Source organism: Frankia sp. CeCAU1 (assembly GCF_977971845.1).
Genome location: NZ_CDWWXA010000023.1, coordinates 1 through 17,932 on the forward strand (window position 1 = coordinate 1; position 17,932 = coordinate 17,932).

The following is a 17,932-nucleotide window of genomic DNA, read 5'->3' on the forward strand; positions in this document are numbered from 1 at the left end:
CTGCCGAGCGAGTACGAGGACCCGAGGATCCAGCACGCCCGCGCGAGGTTCAGCACCGACGAGTGGACGGTCCTGCGCGCCTACCACCTCGACGGCGCGGAGACCTGGAGCGACGCCTCCCTCAATGCCGGGCACCCGCCCGCCTTCGGGGAGCGCGTACGCCGCAAGATCCCCCGGGTCGGCGCGGAAGTCGAACGGCGTCGCGGGAGGTCAGCCGCGCGCAGGTTGTACCACCAGTGCCGGCCGACACCGGTGTTCGGCGCTCCTCGCAGCGCACCGGCGGTGTAGCCCTTGCTGGGGTTGACGACTCCGACGGGGACAAGGTCGCGGGCCTGCGCCCCAGGAAAGGCGAGATCGCTGTCGTTGCTGATCACGACGGCGGCGGTGATCCGCTTGTGCAGCAGGTCGAGCAGGAGGTGGGAGGCGACATTGACGTCGGATCCCTTCTCCTCCCGCTGAGCGACCGAGACCAGGAAGGACGTTCCTCCTGACCGCCGGCGTCGAACCTCGGACCGTGATGGAGTTCTTCGGGCACACAACATCATGGATGACGATGGAGCGCTACGGCCACGCGCTCCCCGAACATCTGCACGCCGCCGCCGAGGCCATGGACGCCTTCCTCCGCGGGACGGCTGTGGATAACCCGGGCGGAGAGCACCGCCAAAGCCGTTCGGCTACACGGTTGGTTACATAACGAACAACCCAGCCCCCGCCAGGTCGGGCGAAGCCCGACACTCGGGGGTCCGGGGGTCGCCCCCGGGCAGGCATAACGGCCGATGGCGCAGCCGATCAAAGATCGGCAAGCAGCCGAAGCCTGCGCGTGGAGACGAGGGGACTCGAACCCCTAACCCCTGCCTTGCAAAGGCAGTGCTCTGCCAATTGAGCTACGCCCCCGAGGGACGCGCTCCGGCCGGGACGGAACCACCCGACGATGACCACCGCGGCGAAGCGCTTCACAAGCGTACGGCATGACGGTCTCCTCGGACGTTGGTCCGGCACGGGAACCACCCGGGAACCATGGGGGACACCGATGCCCGGGTTGATCCGGTCTTCCGGCGATCACAGTGCCCGCCTACGACCATCGTGCCCCGCGGGAGCCCTGTGGATAACCGGGCCGCAGCTCCCCCAATCGCCACCCTGTGGATAACCGGCCCGCCGACGCCGACGCCGCCGTCGGCGATGGCTACGGCTACGGCTACGGCCGTGCCGGCACCGGCCGCGAGGCCCGTCGGTCAGGACCGGCGCAGGGTCGGATCGATGAAGGCCAGCCGCTCCCGCACCTTGACCGCGAGATCCCGGAAGTCGGAGTAGCAGCGCCGCACCGCGCTCTGCGTACCGCCGAGCGCGCCGTCTCCGGCCCGCAGCTCGAACATCGGCTTACGGGCGTCGTGCGCCAGCGGGATCAGGTTCGCGTAGTGCCCCAGGGTGGCGATCTCGAAGGAACGGTCATGCGGTCCGGGGTTCCCGCTGGTGAGCACCGAGGTCGCGAACACCTCGGGAATCCGGTCGAGCCACCGGTCGTGCGCCTTCGCCGGCCGGTCGGTCCGCGTCGGCGGCTGCATCACGATGTACCCGATCGGCATCATCAGCCCGCGCGGAGCCGAGATACGCTCGGGAATCTTCGGCAGCACCATGCCCTGCCAGGTGGAACGCCACTCCCGCAGTGTGGGGCCGAGGTTGCGCAGCCCTCGCAGCGAGAACAGGTCCGCCGTCAGTGGCATGAGCACGGTGTCGGCGGACAGCAGCGCGGCCCGGTTGATGGCCCCCAGATTGGGCCCCACGTCGATGAGCACGATCTCGGCGCCGACCGAGCGGGCACCATGGTCGATGACCCGGTGCAAAGCCGTCGTCGTACGCAGCGCCGCGATGTCCTTGCCGAGGAAGCTGTTCGGCCAGGCGGCCGACAGCCGGTCCTCGAAGACGCTCAGCTCGACGTCGCCGGGCAGCAGCCACAGACCGTCCTCGATCGTCACCGGATCGAAGAGCGTGACGTCCCCGACCCCCTCCATGATTGGCCCGATCGCCGTCGCCATCGTCCCCGTACCGGGGACGATCCGAACCGGGCGCACGTCGAGGTCGATGATGGACTTCGGCGCGGACGACGCGGTGACCGCCGGCTCCTCCCACAGCTGGGTCAGCTCGTCCTCGTCGAGGAACTGGGCGGTCAGGTTCGCCTGCGGATCGAGATCGACCGCGAGCACCCGGTGACCCATGCGCTGCAGCATGTGCGCCAGGTGGTAGGCGAGGGTCGTCTTACCGACGCCGCCCTTGTTGTTGAACAAGGCCATCGTGATCATGAAAAGCCCCGGCCGCGGTCCCCGCGTCGCCCGCGCGCCGCCTCACCCCAGTCGTCCCTGTTGTCCAACACGGCAGACATTGTCGCGCTAGCCGGAAACCTCAGAAGAAGCCCGCCCCGTCGCGGGTCCTGCCGGCCCCCGGCCCGGGACACCGAGCGGCCGGCCGGTCAGTCCGAGAAAGCGCCGGTCAGGCCCAGGGGGCGAGGGTGGGCCAGTCCGGCCGGCCCGGGTCCCGGCCGGCGAGCCAGCGCAGCGTCGGCCTGGTAGGCGCGTCGACGACCACGCGCCGCTGCCCGCGACCGACGGCGGTCGACGGCCGGTCCCCCGGCGCCAGCACGACGGTGATCTCCGGGGGTACTCGGGCCGGCAGCCCGCGCAGGGTCCACTCCCATTCGGCCTGGACGTAGGCCGGGCCCAGGTCCGCCCAGCCGGGACCGCCGAGATCGGCAAGATCGAGGTCGACGAGGTGTATCTCGGTCTCCCGCCAGCGGAGGAAGACCAGATCGGCAAGGGTCATCAGGCCATAGGTGGCGGTGTGCCCGAGACCCGTGCGCCAGACGTCGACCTGCACGCCGTCCCAGGCCCGCTCCAGCCGGGTCACCGCGGCCACCAGGTCGTCGCGGACGTGCGCGGCGGGCAGATCGCGACCGGCGGCGATGCCGTCCTCCCGCTGCCGCGCGCCCCCGGGGTACTGGGCCCGGATCCCACCGGCCCGGGCGGCTTCGACCATGCCGGTGTGACCGTCCGCGTTGCGGGCCAGGTGAGTGAGCAGGTGACCGACCGTCCAGCCCGGCAGGCCCGACGGACGGCGCACGACGACGTCGTCGGGCCTGCCGGCCACCTCCAGCAGACGCCGATGGGCCGCCGCGCATCCGGCGAGCCGATCGTGCGGAACCACCGAGGGGAGGTAGGAGGGACCGGACGGCGGCGACGTGTCGATGCTCGACTCCTGGGCGATGCTCACGCCCGCCCCGGGGCCGGCATCGGCTCCCGCGCCGGGAACGAGGGCGTCGGACGGTCGAGACGAGGTCGGGGTGGTCATGGTTCTACGGTGCCTCCCCACGCCACCACACGCCAGGTCAAGCCTCCTGCCAGCGTCTTTACCCGCAGATTCCTTATAGTCGGCACACTCCACGCTCAAGATCCAGGTCGCGCCCGACGCTCCCTCGATGGCCGACGTAACGCGGTGGAAACAGCTCCGAGCGAAAATACCCCGAGGAAGATACGGAAAGTATGCACACGGATACCCGACGGAAGGATGAGCGGATGTTCACGACTCCTCGCTTCCTGCAGGGCATTGTCCCCTTCGAGGGCAAAGGTCTGGATGTTCCGATTTCGCTTGGCTCGTCGTTCAGCTACGTCGTCCCAGCCGGCATCACCGCCCAGCCGCTCTACTTTCGGGGCGGTAACTCGACGGACGAGCTGATCTGCCCGATCCTCCTGCGGAACGGGATTCCCATGCGCTTCTTCCCGATCGGAGCGCGGGGTTCAATCCACGTGCCGCTGCGCGTCGTCGAGGATTTGGTACCGGAGACGCACATCGAGCTGCACCTCGCCGCCCCGGCCGGGCTGGTCGGCACCCTGGTCGTCGACGTGGGCCTAGTCGAGCTCTGAGGCCCTGAGCTGGAAGCTTTGACGGGCTGACACCTCGGGCCACCTCGGGCCGGGGTGGCAGCCCGGCCTTGCCGCGGACCTCAGCGCCCGCCGGCCGGGGCGCCCGCCGCGGAGGTCGCCTCCCGCCAGAGGTCGATCTCCTCCTTGCCCCTGCCGCGGCGCCGGACGGCGGTCAGCGCGGCTCCGGCGCTCGCCAGTAGAGCCAGCACGGTCACCTTGCGAACCATCTCGTCTCCTTCGTAGGCCACCTTCACCCAACGGTATCCCGCCCGCCGGCACCGTGGCCGGACCGGGTCGCATCGTCCTGATCAACGTCACTGCGAGCCGATCAACGCCGCAGCAGGCCACGCAGCCGGGATCGGGCCGGCCAGGACGGCGGGGGTCCCGACACCGCACAGGCCGGGAACACCCGCCCGGCCACGTCGACCAGCATCGCCACGTCGATGGGCCGAAGCACGACCCCGGCGGAGAGCACGTAGTCGGCCACCCCGGTGGTGGGCAGCAACAGCACGCCCTCGACGAGGGCCAAGCCGGCGGGAAGATCCGCGCGGGCGAAGGCTACGACCGGCTGGACCTCCAGCTGCCAGCCCGCCGGCAGTTCCGCGAGGAGCTGCGCGGTGGCCTCCTCGCCCATCCACGCGACCAGCCCCAGCATCGCCCGCAATGGAACCTTGCCGGCCCAGACCCCGGCGGTGTTCTGGCGGATCGGTCCCGGATGGGCGTCAGTCTCGATCACCCAGGCCCCGGATGGCCCGATGACGAGATGGTCGATATTGCCGGCCGAGTCGGCCAGCGCACGGTCGTGCAGGACAGTGTAGCCGGCCCGGGCCAGACGGTCCAACGCCCGTGCGGTGCTGCGTTCGGCCTCCGCGTCCTCGCGCCAGGCCTCGATCTCCGGCGGGGACCGGAGAAACCGGGTCGCCGCGACGAGGACCACCACGACGGCCGAGATGATCGCAAGCTGCACGGCCACGAGCGCGGGCAGCCCGACCAGGAGGATGACCACGGCGACGACGAGGGTGACGGCACCCGCCGTGGCCCCGGCGACGGCCATCGCCCGCCGTTTATGATCGCTGCGCTCGGCGACGTAGAGCTGCTTGCGCCGCAGGTACTCGGCCATGGCCGAACGTCCCGCTGACTGCCGATCGGACACGTCCGCGGTCACCACCTCCCGGCGCCGTCACGACGCCGTTGCGCTCGGCGTTGTCTCCGGGTCCGGAACCGGCTCCGCTGTCAGTCAATCACGGCGCGCTGCCGACTCCCGGTCCGTCCCGGTCACCATTCCATCGAATACACAACAGCGACAGGGTCAAAGGCGTGGAATATGCGAGGGAGAAGCACGTTGAAAACACATCTATACCACCCATCGGCGAGACGGCCGAGGCGACACCGGGTACGGCGGCCGGGTAGGGGGCCGGCGGCGCAGGGGAGAACCCACCGGAGGCCGCCGTCGGGCGCGGTGTCGAACAGTTGCAGTGCCGGAGAGGAGCCACAGGATGCCACGCCACGTGACACCCGAGGGGATCCGGAATGACGAGCCGCAGCCACCACACCATCACTCACAGCCACAGCGGCGGGCGATCGACACCGACCAGGTATGGGCCTTCGCGGCCGGCTGCGTCACGCCGGTCCACGGGACAGGCGATGAGGCGGCCTACGGGAACGACCGCGGGAACGACCGCAAGGACACCCGGGGGAACGGCGGCCCGACGGTACCGGGAAGATGCGTCGGCATCGAGACGGAGTGGCTGATCGTCGACACGCAGGCAGTCCACTGTCTGATCCCGCCGGCCCGCACGCTGGCGTCCCTCGCCCGGATTCCCGGGACCACCCCGGGTCCCGGCGGGCCGGTCCTGCCCGGGGGCAGCCGCATCACCTTCGAGCCCGGCGGCCAGCTGGAGCTGTCCGGGCCGCCGGCCGAGCTCACCGCGGCCGTGCGGGCGAGCTCCGCCGATCTGAACCTGGTCCGCTCCGCCCTGGCGGTCGACGGCCTGGCCCTCGTCGGCATGGGGGTCGATCCCCTGCGCGTCGGGATGCGGCAGACCAGCGCGTCCCGGTACGCGGCGATGGAGGAGCATTTCCGGACCGGGGGCGGGGCGTCCGGCACGGTGATGATGTACTCGACCGCCTCCGTCCAGGTCAACCTGGACCTCGGCGGCTCGCCTGCCGAAGCGGCGCGGCGGTTCCAACTCGTCCACGCTCTCGGCCCGGTCCTCACCGCCCTGTTCGCCGCCTCACCCGCGTACGCCGGCCGCCGGACCGGATGGCGGTCGACCCGCCAGGCGGTGTGGGACGGCATCGACGCGAGCCGAACCCGGCCCGTCGCGGCCGCTCTCACGGCCCCGGGGTCCGGCGACACCGAGCCCGATCTCGTCGACCTGTGGGCGCGGTACCTGCTCGACGCCAAGCTGATGATGGTCGAGAATCCCGCCGGAGCCGGCAACCCCGAAGACGATCATCATTTCATCCCGGTCCGGGACGACTCAACCTTCGGGGACTGGCTCGCCGGCCGCGGCCCGGTCACCCGTCCCCCGACCCGCGAGGATCTCTCCTACCATGCGACCACGGTGTTCCCCCCGGTCCGACCGCGTGGCTGGTGGGAACTGCGCTACCTCGACGCGCAGCCGGGTGACGGCTGGCAGGCTGCCGTCGCGATGCCGACGGTACTGCTTGACGACCCGGTCGCCGCGGACGGAGCGTTCGAGGCGTGCCTGGCCGTCGCGCATCGCTGGCCGGCCGCGGCGATGCTCGGCATGGCCGACGAGCCCCTGCGACGCGCGGCGGTGCGCTGCGTCGACCTGGCCGTGAGCGCCCTGCGCCGCGGCGGCGCGACCGATCTCGCCGAGACGGTCGAGTCGTTCGCCGGACGCTACCTCGACCGCGGCCGATGTCCGGCCGACGAACTGACCGAACGACTTCTCGCGATCGGCCCGGCCGGTCTGCTGCGTGAGGAGGCCCACCGGTGCGTCTCACTCGTCTGACCCGGTCCCCGGCATCCCTGGCATCCCCAGCCGCCCAGGCCGACCGGGAGACCGCCGCCGACCAGGAGACCGCCGCCGACCAGGATACGAAGCCGATCACCGCCGACACCGTCGCCGACGCCCTGCGGACCGCACGCCAGCGTTCACTCACGTACACCGACATCGCCGCGGAGGATCTCCTCCGCCAGCACTCGCCGCTGATGTCCCCGCTGGTCTGGGACCTCGCCCACGTCGGCAACTACGAGGATCTCTGGCTGGTGCGCGCGCTGGCCGGCGGCACCGGGACGCGGCCGGGGCTCGACGACATCTACGACGCGTTCCGGCACAGCCGCGCGAGCCGCAGCCGGCTGGCCCTGCTCGGCCCCGCCGAGACCAGGGCGTACCTGCACGAGGTCCGCGGCCGCACTCTCGACCTCCTCGACCGGTTCGGACCCGACCGGTTCGGACCGATGGCTGGCGCAGGCGCGGAAACCACTGCCGTACCGGAGCGGGAACGGCTGCTCGCCGACGGCTTCGTCTACGGCATGGTCGTGCAGCACGAGCACATGCACGACGAGACAATGCTCGCCACGCACCAGCTCCGCCAGGGACCGCCGGTACTTGCTCCCGGCGCGGCGCCACCGCCCGGCCGCCGGGTGCCGCGGCCGGAGGTCCTCGTGCCGGGCGGCGAGTTCACCCTCGGCACCAGTATCCATCCCTGGGCCTTCGACAACGAGGGTCCCGCCCACCGCGTCCACCTCCCCGCGTTCTGGATCGACACCCTCCCCGTCTCCAACCGGGCGCAGGTCGCCTTCATCGACGCCGGCGGATACGACGACGAGCGGCTCTGGTCGGCGGCGGGATGGGAATGGCGCCAGACGGAGGGCCTGAGCGCGCCCGCGTTCTGGTGGCGCGAGGGCGGCACCTGGCTGCGCCGCCGGTTCGGCCGGGTCGAGCCGGTTCCCCTCGACGAGCCGGTCCAGCACGTGTGCTGGTACGAGGCCGAGGCGCATGCCCGCTGGGCCGGCAGGCGGCTGCCGACCGAGGCCGAGTGGGAGAAGGCCGCCGCCTACGACCCGGTCACCGGACGTTCACGGCGGTATCCGTGGGGAGACACCGATCCGACTCCGGAGCGTGCCAATCTGGGCAACTGGACGAGCGGCCCGGCCCCGCTGGGGGCCTATCCCGCGGGCGCGAGTCCCTGCGGAGCCGAACAGATGATCGGGGACGTCTGGGAATGGACGGCGAGCGGGTTCACGCCGTACCCGGGCTTCGCGTCTTATCCCTACCGGGAGTACAGCGAGGTCTTCTTCCCGAAGGCCGGGCGGGAGTCGTCCTTCCGCGTCCTGCGCGGGGGCAGCTGGGCGACGGACGCCGTCGCCGTCCGCGCCACGTTCCGGAACTGGGATTACCCGATCCGCCGGCAGATCTTCGCCGGATTCCGGCTGGCCCGCGACGCCGGGTGACGAACGAGCACGCGTGCGAAGGAGACCTCGGTGTGCCGGCACCTCGCCTGGATCGGAACGCCACGGACCCTGGCGGGGCTGACCCTGGAGCGTCCGTACAGCCTGCTGCGCCAGTCGTGGTCGCCGAGGCGGATGCGCCACGGCACGGTGAACGCCGACGGGTTCGGAGTCGGCTGGTACGCCCCGGCGCTGCGGGCGGCGCCGGCCCGGTTCCGCCGGGCCGTGCCGATGTGGACGGACGCCTCGTACGCCTCGATCGCCGGCGCGGTCGCCTCCGGCTGCGTGCTGGCTGCCGTGCGTAGCGCCACCGTCGGCATGCCGATCGAAGAGAGCGCGACGGCTCCCTTCACCGACGGCCACCGGCTGCTCAGCCACAACGGCCGGGTCGACCCGGTGGCCGTCCGGCGGATGCTGCGCGACCGGCCCGACGCTCCGGTCCCGGACTCGACGTGCGACTCCGCGCTGCTCGCCTCGCTGGTGTGGGAGCACGCCGGGAAGCGTCCGCTCGCCGAGGCGGTCGCCGAGGTCGTGCTGTCGCTGGACGCGACGGGTTCGGGCGAGCGGGCCCGGCTGAACCTGCTGGTGGTGGATGGAACCCAGATCGTGGCGACCGCCTGGCGGGACAGCCTGTCATACCGGAGGGAGAAGGATGGAATCCTGGTCGCAAGCGAACCAGACGATGACGAACCGGGCTGGGTGGACGTTCCGGACCATCACCTCCTGGTAGCCGACACACACCAAGTCACTCTTCGTAACATGATCTCCTAGATCAGTTACCGTGGGTTGCACCACGTTGATGGAGGGTACATCCATGACACCAAGGACTCCGACAACCACCCGAGCGGATGATGCCGTCCCCGAGGGGACGGGCGCGAACGGCACGGCGGAGATCCCGTTCCCGGGCCTCTCCGTCGACCGCCACCTGCACGAGTCGGATCGCGCCGTCACGCTGGCCCGCGACGTGCTCGCCGGCCTCACCGCGAGCCCCCGCGAGCTGCCGCCGAAGTGGTTCTACGACACCACCGGCGGCATGCTGTTCGACAAGATCACCCGGTTGGCGGAGTACTACCCGACCCGGCGGGAACGGGCCATCCTGGTCAGTTACGCCGACGAGATCGCGGCTGCCTGTCCGGCCGACACCCTCGTCGAGCTGGGATCGGGAACCTCCGACAAGACCAGGCTGCTGCTCGACGCACTGCGGGCGGCCGGCAACCTCCGCCGTTTCATCCCCTTCGATGTCGACGAGGCGGCCCTGGTGCGGGCAGGTCGCGGAATCCTCACCACCTACCCGGGGCTCTCCGTGGCGGCCGTGGTCGGGGACTTCGAACGGCATCTGCACCAGTTGCCCCGAGGTGGCCATCGGCTGCTCGCCTTCCTCGGCGGCACGGTCGGCAATCTGCGCCCTGCGCAGCGGCAGAACCTCCTCCGTACGCTGCGCGAGCAGGCCGGGAGCTCCGACGCCCTGCTGCTGGGAACGGACCTCGTCAAGGACGTCGACCGCCTCGTCGCCGCGTACGACGACGGTGCCGGGGTCACCGCCGCTTTCAACCGTAATGTGCTGACGGTGATCAACCGGGAGCTCGGGGGCGACTTCGACATCCGCGGATTCGCGCATGTGGCGGTCTGGAACGCCGAGAACTCCTGGATCGAGATGCGGCTACGTTCCGTTCGGGAGCAGCGCGTCTCGATCGCGACCCTCGCCGTCACGGCCGATTTCCAACCGGGCGAGGAGATCCTCACCGAGATCAGCGCCAAGTTCACCCTGGACGGCATCGCCTCGGAGCTTGCGCTGGCGGGCTGGGCGGTGGCGCGGCAGTGGACGGATCCCGATGGGGATTTTGCCGTGACGCTCGCGACGCCGTCGTCCGCCCCCTCCGCCGTCCCGGTCTGAGCCAGGCCCGGTCCGAGCCGGGCCCGCCCGGACGCCGCCTCATCAGCCGCCGAGCAGACCGACGTCGCGCGCGGCACCGGTGGAGGCCGAGGTCGCCATCGCCGCATAGGCCCGCAGCGCCATGGACACCGGCCGTTCCCGCCCGGTGGGACGGTAGCCGCCGGCCGCCTCCAGCGCCGCGCGTCGGCTCGCCAGCTCCTCGTCGGAGACCACGAGCTCCAGCCGGCGGGCCGGGATGTCGATCTCGATGATGTCCCCGTCGCGGACCAGGGCGATCGTCCCGCCGTGGGCCGCCTCCGGGGAGACGTGACCGATCGACAGTCCGGAGCTCCCGCCGGAGAACCGGCCGTCGGTGATCAGGGCGCACTTCGGGCCGAGACCGCGGCCCTTGAGGAACGCGGTGGGGTAGAGCATCTCCTGCATCCCCGGACCGCCGCGAGGGCCCTCGTAGCGGACGATGATCACATTCCCGGCCTTGACCCGCCCGGTGAGGATGGCGTCGACCGCTTCTTCCTGGCTCTCGACCACGAGCGCCGGGCCGCGGAAGGTCCACTGGCCCTCGTCCACACCGGCCGTCTTCACGACGGCGCCCTCGACGGCCAGGTTGCCGAACAGCACCGCGAGCCCACCCTCGGCGGAGTAGGCGTGCTCGACCGAACGGATGCAACCGTCCCTGGCGTCGGTGTCGAGGGTGTCCCACCGATTGGTGGAGCTGAACGGCTCGATCGTGCGCACGCCACCCGGCGCCGCGTGGAACAGCTCGATCGCGTCCGGCGAGGGGCTCGGGCCGCGGACGTCCCAGCGGTCGAGGAACTCGCGCAGGCTCGCGGAGTGCACCGTGTGCGGGTCCGGGTCGAGCAGCCCGGCCCGGTCGAGCTCGCCGAGGATCGCGGGGATGCCGCCCGCCCGGTGGACGTCCTCCATGTAGTAACGGGTGGAGCTCGGCGCCACCTTGCACAGGCAGGGGACGGTGCGGGAGATCTGGTCGATGTCGGCGAGGGTGACGTCAACGCCGGCCTCGACGGCGGCGGCCAACAGATGCAGCACGGTGTTCGTCGAACCGCCCATTGCCACATCGACCGCGAAGGCGTTACGGAAGGCGGCGGCGGTCGCGATCGACCGGGGCAGGACCGCCTCGTCGTCCTTCTCGTAATAGCGCCGCGCCAAGTCGACCACGAGGCGCCCGGCCTCGACGAACAGCTCACGGCGGGCGGCGGCGGTGGCCAGGGTCGACCCGTTGCCGGGCAGAGACAGCCCGATCGCCTCGGTCAGGCAGTTCATCGAGTTCGCCGTGAACATGCCGGAGCAGGATCCACACGTCGGGCAGGCCGAACGCTCGATCGTCGACAGGTCGCCGTCCGAGACGTCCGGGTTGACCGCCGCCGACATCGCGGTGATGAGGTCCAGCCTGGACCGAGCCGTGCCGCCGGAGATGACCGCGTTGCCCGACTCCATCGCTCCACCGGAGACGAACACGGTCGGGATGTTCAGCCGCAGTGCCGCGAGCAACATCCCCGGGGTGATCTTGTCGCAGTTGGAGATGCAGACCAGGGCGTCGGCGCAGTGGGCGTTCACCATGTACTCGACACTGTCGGCGATGAGCTCGCGGGACGGCAGCGAGTAGAGCATCCCGCCATGCCCCATCGCGATGCCGTCGTCCACGGCAATGGTGTTGAACTCGCGCGCCACCCCACCGGCCTCGGCCACCGCCCCGGCCACCAGCGAGCCAAGGTTACGCAAGTGCACATGCCCCGGGACGAACTCGGTGAAGCTGTTAGCCACGGCGACGATCGGCTTGCCAAAGTCGTCGTCGGTCATCCCGGTCGCGCGCCACAGGGCGCGGGCGCCGGCCATGTTCCGGCCGTGGGTGGTGGTGCGGGAGCGCAGGGCGGGCATCTCGACCTCGAAGATCAATCCAGTGGCACTGCTGGCGGGGACCGCCGGCACTGACAGACGATGACACGACGGTACGCCACCGCACGGACGGGTCCAGCCTGCCGTGTCGCGCCGGCCGGGCGGCGAACGACGAGCGACGGAATCAGGCGCCAGAGACCAGGAACCGGACCAGAAATCAAGAACCCGCGATCAGGAATCAGGGTCCGCCTCGGCCGGTGGCGGGGACGGGGGCGCGCCGGGTGGTAGGCCCCCCGGTCTGGGCCCACTGGGCGGAACGGCCCAGGGGTAGCCGGCGATCCGCCGACCGGCCCCGCGACCGCCGTCCGGTGCCGCCCGATGACCCGCGGGCCCCGGCTGATGCCCCGGCTGACCGGGGCGACCGGGATCACCCGCCCCGCCCGGACCGTCTTCTCCCCCACCCGGACCGTCTTCTCCCCCGCCCGGGCGGGGCTGATCCGGCCGCGTAAGCGAATATCCGGCGGTCTCGGGATACCCGGATGGACCTCTCGCGACCGGCCCGGCCTGCGGCATGGGGGGGTACGGGTGGCCGGGCTGATGCGGATAACCCGACGGCACCGGTGGGCCGGGGTAACCCGGCTGGACCGGCTGCCCCGGCTGGACCGGGCCGCCACGTCGCCTGCTCGCCACCTGCCGCGTGCCCAGTGGCCGGTGCCGGCGCCACTGCCGCCGAACAGCCCAGAGGAGGGCCAGGGATGCGACGGCGCCGGCCGCCGGCGCGACGTCGTGGCCGGCGTCCAGCACCAGCAGGTAGAGGGCCATCAGCCCGCTGAAGACGTAGCCGGTGACGAAGAACGCGAAGGGCCGCAGGTTCAGCCGGCTCACCACGTCCGTGTTCCGGAGCAGGATCGCCGGCACCAGCCAGATGAGGAAACCGAAGAAGAGCGCCGTAAGCGGCGCGAAAAACAGGTACCCGAGGAACGCTGCCATGATCAGAGGTCCGGCGGTCGTCGAGGTCAGGCCGGGCCGGGAGCGGGGACGTCTGCGCTGTGCGCCACCGTCGGGGTGCCGTCGAAGTACGGGCCGAGGGCGGCACGCCAGCGGACAAACCGCTCCGACTCCCGGAAGTTCGTCAGATGGGCGTCCAGGCTGTCCCACTCGACGAGCAGCACGAAACTCGACGGTGACTCGACCCCGCGGGTCATCCGCGCGGAATGACAGCCCGGCGTGCCGACGAGCTCCGCACGCACCCCGTGATACGCGGCGACGAAATCCTCCTCGCTGCCCGGTTTGATGTCGAACCGGGCAACTTCGAGGACCGCTCCGGCGGGCCGCCCGCCGTCCCGCCTCTCACTCGCCATGGATGATCCTGAAACTCATACCGCCCAGTCTGGCAGCATCGGGAGATCTGCGGTCCGCCAACATGAACCATGACCACGCCAAACACACCCGGGCGCCCACCCGGCCCGCCGCCGGGCCGCTGGCGCTCTCCACCCGTGGGCCTCGTCCCGCTCCCGGGCCGAGAATTCAGTTCGCCATGTCGACGAACCGTGAGTAATGACCCTGGAAGGCGACGGTGACGGTGCCAGTTGGCCCGTTGCGGTGCTTGGCGATGATGAGGTCCGCCTCGCCGGCGCGCGCCGACTCCTTCTCGACCGTGTCCTCCCGGTACAGCAGGATCACCGCGTCGGCGTCCTGCTCCAGGCTTCCGGACTCGCGCAGGTCGGAGACCTGGGGACGCTTATCGGCCCGCTGCTCGGAGGCGCGGTTGAGCTGGGAGATGGCGACCACCGGAACGTCGAGCTCCTTGGCGAGCAGCTTCAGCGACCGCGAGATCTCGCTGACCTCCTGCTGACGGTTCTCCACCTTCTTGGGCGACGACATCAGCTGCAGGTAGTCGAGGATCACCAGACGCAGCTCGTTGCGCTGCTTCAACCGCCGGGCCTTCGCCCGGACCTCCATCATCGTCAGGTGCGGGCTGTCGTCGATGAACAGCGGGGCCTCCGCGACCTCGCCTATCCGGCGGGCCAGGCGACCCCAGTCGTCGTCGGTGAGCCGGCCCGTGCGGATGTTCTGCAGGGACACCCGCGCCTCGGCGGACAACAGCCGCATGGTGATCTCCATGCGGCTCATCTCCAGCGAAAAGATGACCGACGCCATCCCGTTCTTGATCGACGCCGCCCGGGCGAAGTCCAGGCCGAGGGTCGACTTGCCCACGGCAGGCCTGGCCGCGACGATCCACAGCTGGCCGCCGTGCAGGCCGTTGGTCAGCTCGTCGAGGTCGACGAAACCGGTGGGCACCCCGGTCAGCGAACCGTCGTGCCCCTGGATGGACTCGATCTCCTCCAACGCCGGGTTGAGCAGCTCCCCCAGCGGCAGGTAGTCCTCGTTCGCCCGGCGCTCGGTCACCTCGTACACGGCCGCCTGGGCGCGGTCGACGACGTCGCTGACGTCCGGAGCCGCGCCGTAGGCGAGCTGCACGATGCGGGTGCCGGCCTCCGCGAGGCGGCGCAGGATCGCCTTCTCCGCGACGATACGGGCGTAGTACCCAGCGTTGGCCGCGGTGGGCACGCTCGAGATGAGGGTGTGCATGTAGGCCGGACCGCCCACCCGTTCGAGCAGATCGCGACGGCTGAGCTCGGCGGCGACGCTGATGACGTCCGCAGGCTCCCCCCGGCCGTAGAGATCGCCGATGACCTCGTACACGAGGCCGTGCGCGGGACGGTAGAAGTCACCCGTCCGCAGGACCTCGACAACGTCGGCGATGGCGTCTTTCGACAGCAGCATGCCGCCGAGCACACTCTGCTCAGCGGGCAGGTCGTGCGGGGGAGTCCGGTCGAACTCTGCGCTCCCACCGGAACCACGCGAGATCTCGGTGACGCTCACGACGCACCCTCCCGGGACTCTCGTAGACCCGCATTCGAACGAATGTTCGTACAGATCGGAACCGCTGTCAACGAACCGCTCCGCCCCCGACCGGCCGGGGCTCCCAGCAGGGACCGAACGGGCTGCGCCCGGTGAGCCTCTCGCCGGGCGCCGCCCGCGTCACCGAAGGAGACCTGGCCCGATCAGGCTAGAAGTACCTTCCTCGGCCTGGAGGGTCCGACCTTACGGACCGGCGGGTACACCCACCAAAAAGTTATCCACAGGCCCTTGTGGAAAAGCTGTGGGTAACCGGCCGAAACCTGGGGAGGACATCGGGACGGAAACCGGAGACCTGTGGACACCCGAGACCACAACCTCGACGAAACCTAGCTGGCAGGCGCCTGCATCCCGAGTGCCCTGTGGATGAGAAAAAGTTTCGGATCTGGTCGTCGCCCCTTGCCCCACGCACAACGGGCTCCCCTGGCCGACCACCTGAGACGGTCGGCCAGGGGAGCCCGTACAGCGAGCGCGGCGGTACAGCGGGAGAAACGGCGGATGCCACCCCGTCAGACCCGCCACCCCGTCAGACCCGCCTGACCTCGGGCCCATCCGGCCGCGATCAGGCCCGCCCTGCCCTGGTCAGGCCTGCGTGACCTGGAGCTTCACGGTCGCGGTCACCTCGGGATGCAGATGCACGGCGACGGTGTAGGCGCCCAGGGACTTGATCGGCGTGGTGAGCTCGACGCGGCGCCGGTCGAGCTCGGGGCCACCCGCGGCGGTCACCGCCTCCACCACATCGGCCGCCGTCACGGAACCGAACAGGCGGCCTTCCTTGCCCGCCCGGCTGGTCAGCTCGACCTTGAGGCCACCGAGCTGACCGGCGATCTCCTGAGCGTGCCCGAGATCACGAACCGCGCGGGCCGACCGGGCCCGCTTGATCTGCTCGACCTGACGCTCCGCGCCCTTGGTCGCGAGGATCGCGTACCGGCGGGGCACGAGGTAGTTACGCCCGTACCCGTTCGCGACCTCCACAATGTCACCCGGGCTGCCGAGACCGGGGACCTCCTGGGTCAGGATGAGCTTCATTGCCACCCCTTACCGGGCCGAGGCGGTGTAGGGCAGCAGCGCCATCTCGCGGCTGTTCTTCACCGCCGTCGCCACGTCGCGCTGGTGCTGGCTGCAGTTACCGCTCACCCGACGGGCCCGGATTTTACCCCGGTCGGAGATGTACTTGCGCAGCAGCGAAGTGTCCTTGAAGTCGATGTAGTCGACCTTGTCCTTGCAGAAAACGCAAACCTTCTTCTTGGGCTTGCGCACGGCCGCCTTGGCCATGGGTGTGCTCCTACCTCGTTGTGTCGTTCGCGAGGACGACGACCGGCCGCTCAAAACGGTGGCTCGTCGGAGTAGCCGCCGGCCGGTTGCGACCAGGGGTCATCGATGGGTGCTCCACCACTACCGCCGCCGTAGCCGCCGCCGGCCGGAACGCCCGCGGGAACACCGGCAGGTGCGCCGGGGGGTGCGCCGGGGGGCGCGCCGGCAGGCGCGCCGTAGCCGCCTCCGCCACCGCCACCGTAACCGCCGCCGCCCCCGTAACCGCCGCCACCACCGCCACCGCCACGCGCGGCCTTGACGACCTTGGCGGTGGCGTAGCGCAGGCTCGGACCGATCTCGTCGACGTCGAGCTCGATCACGGTGCGCTTCTCACCCTCGCGGGTCTCGAACGACCGCTGCTTGAGGCGGCCGGTGACGATGACCCGAGCGCCCTTCTGCAGCGATTCGGCGACGTGCTCCGCCGCCTGGCGCCAGATGGAGCAGCGCAGGAACAGCGCCTCGCCGTCCTTCCACTCGTTGGTCTGGCGGTCGAGGGTGCGCGGCGTGGATGCGACGGTGAAGCTGGCGACCGCGGCACCGTTCGGGGTAAACCTCAGTTCGGGGTCGTTGGCTAGGTTGCCGACGACGGTGATGACGGTTTCACCGGCCATGGGCACTCTCCCGGAGATCGGCGGCCCACGACGGCAGGGGGACTGCCGTCGCCGCGGACCGGATCATGCCGCCGCCCGGCGGCTCTGACGTGGCTTCTTCGGCTCTGGAAGCCGGATGACCTTGGTGCGGATGACCGACTCGTTGAGGACGAGCTGACGGTCGAGCTCGGCGACGACGTCGGGCTCCGCATGCAGGTCGATGACGGCGTAGATGCCTTCGTGACTCTTGGCGATCTCGTAGGCGAGCCGGCGCCGGCCCCAGACATCGACCTTCTCCACCACGCCGCCGCCCTGACGGACGACACCGAGGTACTGGTCGAGAGAGGGCGCGACAGTGCGTTCCTCGAGGTCAGCATCGAGGATCACCATGAGCTCATAATGACGTGCCAAGGCTGAACCCACCTCCTGTGGACTCTGGCGGCCACGGATCTTCCGTGGCAGGAGGGACCGCGACCGGAACCTGTGCCGTCTCGAACGTGCTCGACGCGATGGATCTGGGAGGGAACCGCCCGTCAGCACATCCGGACGATCATCAGGGCACGCGGGCCACCCGGAGCCGCGCCGACCAATCATGACGAGTGGTCGGCCTGGACCAGCGAATGGACACACGTACACCGGCGCACGGCATGTCCGGCCGAGCTTACTCGATTCCCCCGGGGGCCCTGGCGGCCCCGACCACGAGAACCACGCGAAGCCACGCCGTGAACACCCCGGCGAGGCAGACGAGGTTCACCGTGACCAGGAGGCCACGCATGTGCCGGGAGGGGGAGGGATCCGCGAGGGCGAACACGAGCACCGCGAGCGCCGCGGCGACCGCGACCACCGCGAGCATGCGGGCAGCCGGCTGCGGACCGACGCGCCCGGACCCGGAACCGCCGTGGCCGCCCGGGGAAGAGTCGTGGTCGCTCCCGGACGGGTCGCCGCCGACGTCCCCGGTGCCGGGCTCGGGCTGACCCGGCTGGACATCCTGCCTGTCCACAGCATTGCCTCCCGTAGTTCCAAA

General features: G+C 70.6%; 19 protein-coding genes and 1 tRNA gene. 6 read left to right on the plus strand and 14 right to left on the minus strand.

Translation table 11 applies throughout. The features are described 5' to 3' along the window. Positions 1-288 (plus strand): hypothetical protein (locus AC08OO_RS06685; protein ID WP_476618326.1); only part of this gene is annotated, 288 nt, incomplete at its 5' end. Positions 289-821: 533 nt separating this feature from the next. Here AC08OO_RS06685 and AC08OO_RS06690 read toward each other — a convergent pair. The 3 genes from AC08OO_RS06690 to AC08OO_RS06700 form a co-directional block, all read right to left on the minus strand. Further along, positions 822-894, minus strand: a tRNA-Ala gene (locus tag AC08OO_RS06690). A gap of 338 nt (positions 895-1,232) precedes the next feature. Then, on the minus strand, positions 1,233-2,297 hold the full coding sequence (locus AC08OO_RS06695; protein WP_476611112.1) for a ParA family protein: 1,065 nt from the start codon (positions 2,295-2,297) through the stop codon (positions 1,233-1,235). 187 nt (positions 2,298-2,484) lie between these two features. Then, positions 2,485-3,339, minus strand: a complete 855-nt coding sequence (locus tag AC08OO_RS06700; RefSeq protein ID WP_476611113.1) for a maleylpyruvate isomerase family mycothiol-dependent enzyme — start codon at positions 3,337-3,339, stop codon at positions 2,485-2,487. Positions 3,340-3,563: 224 nt separating this feature from the next. Here AC08OO_RS06700 and AC08OO_RS06705 point away from each other — a divergent pair, with 224 nt between their 5' ends. Continuing rightward, complete coding sequence (locus tag AC08OO_RS06705; protein WP_476611114.1) at positions 3,564-3,911, plus strand: molybdopterin oxidoreductase; 348 nt, start codon at positions 3,564-3,566, stop codon at positions 3,909-3,911. Between the two features lie 80 nt (positions 3,912-3,991). Here AC08OO_RS06705 and AC08OO_RS06710 read toward each other — a convergent pair whose 3' ends face one another. Together AC08OO_RS06710 and AC08OO_RS06715 are read right to left on the minus strand one after the other, a co-directional pair. After that, positions 3,992-4,138 (minus strand): DLW-39 family protein, encoded by a 147-nt coding sequence (locus AC08OO_RS06710; protein WP_035729042.1) that lies wholly within the window; start codon positions 4,136-4,138, stop codon positions 3,992-3,994. Positions 4,139-4,239: 101 nt separating this feature from the next. Beyond that, entirely contained in the window at positions 4,240-5,031 is a 792-nt protein-coding gene (locus AC08OO_RS06715) for a nuclease-related domain-containing protein (protein ID WP_476611115.1), read from the minus strand. 376 nt (positions 5,032-5,407) lie between these two features. Between AC08OO_RS06715 and egtA the strand changes: the two genes are divergently transcribed. From egtA to egtD, 4 genes are read left to right on the plus strand one after another with little or no spacing between them, the layout of a single operon-like run. Further along, positions 5,408-6,892 (plus strand): ergothioneine biosynthesis glutamate--cysteine ligase EgtA, encoded by a 1,485-nt coding sequence (egtA, locus tag AC08OO_RS06720; protein WP_476611116.1) that lies wholly within the window; start codon positions 5,408-5,410, stop codon positions 6,890-6,892. After that, positions 6,874-8,337, plus strand: a complete 1,464-nt coding sequence (gene egtB / locus AC08OO_RS06725) for an ergothioneine biosynthesis protein EgtB (RefSeq protein ID WP_476611117.1) — start codon at positions 6,874-6,876, stop codon at positions 8,335-8,337. Before egtA ends, egtB begins: the two co-directional genes overlap by 19 nt. Before the next feature lie 30 nt (positions 8,338-8,367). Further along, complete coding sequence (gene egtC / locus AC08OO_RS06730; RefSeq protein ID WP_476611118.1) at positions 8,368-9,105, plus strand: ergothioneine biosynthesis protein EgtC; 738 nt, start codon at positions 8,368-8,370, stop codon at positions 9,103-9,105. Positions 9,106-9,148: 43 nt separating this feature from the next. Further along, positions 9,149-10,228 carry an L-histidine N(alpha)-methyltransferase gene (egtD, locus tag AC08OO_RS06735; RefSeq protein WP_476607588.1) on the plus strand — a complete coding sequence of 360 codons (1,080 nt, stop codon included), beginning with the start codon at positions 9,149-9,151 and terminating at the stop codon, positions 10,226-10,228. Positions 10,229-10,270: 42 nt separating this feature from the next. Here egtD and ilvD read toward each other — a convergent pair whose 3' ends face one another. The 9 genes from ilvD to AC08OO_RS06780 form a co-directional block, all read right to left on the minus strand. Beyond that, positions 10,271-12,124 carry a dihydroxy-acid dehydratase gene (ilvD, locus tag AC08OO_RS06740; RefSeq protein WP_011438869.1) on the minus strand — a complete coding sequence of 618 codons (1,854 nt, stop codon included), beginning with the start codon at positions 12,122-12,124 and terminating at the stop codon, positions 10,271-10,273. Positions 12,125-12,313: 189 nt separating this feature from the next. After that, on the minus strand, positions 12,314-13,072 hold the full coding sequence (locus AC08OO_RS06745) for a hypothetical protein (RefSeq protein ID WP_476618327.1): 759 nt from the start codon (positions 13,070-13,072) through the stop codon (positions 12,314-12,316). Between the two features lie 26 nt (positions 13,073-13,098). Beyond that, positions 13,099-13,443 (minus strand): antibiotic biosynthesis monooxygenase family protein, encoded by a 345-nt coding sequence (locus AC08OO_RS06750; RefSeq protein WP_476611751.1) that lies wholly within the window; start codon positions 13,441-13,443, stop codon positions 13,099-13,101. A 166-nt stretch (positions 13,444-13,609) separates the two neighbouring features. Next, positions 13,610-14,968, minus strand: a complete 1,359-nt coding sequence (gene dnaB / locus AC08OO_RS06755; RefSeq protein ID WP_476608303.1) for a replicative DNA helicase — start codon at positions 14,966-14,968, stop codon at positions 13,610-13,612. Positions 14,969-15,586: 618 nt separating this feature from the next. Continuing rightward, positions 15,587-16,033, minus strand: coding sequence for a 50S ribosomal protein L9 (rplI, locus tag AC08OO_RS06760; RefSeq protein ID WP_011438873.1), 447 nt, complete (start codon positions 16,031-16,033; stop codon positions 15,587-15,589). A 9-nt stretch (positions 16,034-16,042) separates the two neighbouring features. Next, a complete protein-coding gene (rpsR, locus tag AC08OO_RS06765) occupies positions 16,043-16,279 on the minus strand; it encodes a 30S ribosomal protein S18 (RefSeq protein WP_011438874.1) in 237 nt (78 codons plus the stop codon). 50 nt (positions 16,280-16,329) lie between these two features. Then, a complete protein-coding gene (locus AC08OO_RS06770) occupies positions 16,330-16,929 on the minus strand; it encodes a single-stranded DNA-binding protein (protein ID WP_476618328.1) in 600 nt (199 codons plus the stop codon). Between the two features lie 63 nt (positions 16,930-16,992). After that, positions 16,993-17,319 carry a 30S ribosomal protein S6 gene (gene rpsF / locus AC08OO_RS06775; protein WP_476608305.1) on the minus strand — a complete coding sequence of 109 codons (327 nt, stop codon included), beginning with the start codon at positions 17,317-17,319 and terminating at the stop codon, positions 16,993-16,995. A gap of 250 nt (positions 17,320-17,569) precedes the next feature. Next, positions 17,570-17,932 (minus strand): hypothetical protein (locus tag AC08OO_RS06780; protein WP_476618329.1); only part of this gene is annotated, 363 nt, incomplete at its 5' end.

Excerpts from the sequence above, each read along its gene's own strand:
- AC08OO_RS06700 (WP_476611113.1), bottom strand. The coding sequence starts at position 3,339 with ATGACCACCCCGACCTCGTCTCGACCGTCCGACGCCCTCGTTCCCGGC.
- AC08OO_RS06750 (WP_476611751.1), bottom strand. The coding sequence starts at position 13,443 with ATGGCGAGTGAGAGGCGGGACGGCGGGCGGCCCGCCGGAGCGGTCCTC.
- AC08OO_RS06710 (WP_035729042.1), bottom strand. The coding sequence starts at position 4,138 with ATGGTTCGCAAGGTGACCGTGCTGGCTCTACTGGCGAGCGCCGGAGCC.
- rpsR (WP_011438874.1), bottom strand. The coding sequence starts at position 16,279 with ATGGCCAAGGCGGCCGTGCGCAAGCCCAAGAAGAAGGTTTGCGTTTTC.
- egtA (WP_476611116.1), top strand. The coding sequence starts at position 5,408 with ATGCCACGCCACGTGACACCCGAGGGGATCCGGAATGACGAGCCGCAG.
- ilvD (WP_011438869.1), bottom strand. The coding sequence starts at position 12,124 with ATGCCCGCCCTGCGCTCCCGCACCACCACCCACGGCCGGAACATGGCC.
- egtD (WP_476607588.1), top strand. The coding sequence starts at position 9,149 with ATGACACCAAGGACTCCGACAACCACCCGAGCGGATGATGCCGTCCCC.
- rplI (WP_011438873.1), bottom strand. The coding sequence starts at position 16,033 with ATGAAGCTCATCCTGACCCAGGAGGTCCCCGGTCTCGGCAGCCCGGGT.
- AC08OO_RS06695 (WP_476611112.1), bottom strand. The coding sequence starts at position 2,297 with ATGATCACGATGGCCTTGTTCAACAACAAGGGCGGCGTCGGTAAGACG.
- AC08OO_RS06715 (WP_476611115.1), bottom strand. The coding sequence starts at position 5,031 with ATGGCCGAGTACCTGCGGCGCAAGCAGCTCTACGTCGCCGAGCGCAGC.
- AC08OO_RS06745 (WP_476618327.1), bottom strand. The coding sequence starts at position 13,072 with ATGGCAGCGTTCCTCGGGTACCTGTTTTTCGCGCCGCTTACGGCGCTC.
- AC08OO_RS06770 (WP_476618328.1), bottom strand. The coding sequence starts at position 16,929 with ATGGCCGGTGAAACCGTCATCACCGTCGTCGGCAACCTAGCCAACGAC.
- AC08OO_RS06705 (WP_476611114.1), top strand. The coding sequence starts at position 3,564 with ATGTTCACGACTCCTCGCTTCCTGCAGGGCATTGTCCCCTTCGAGGGC.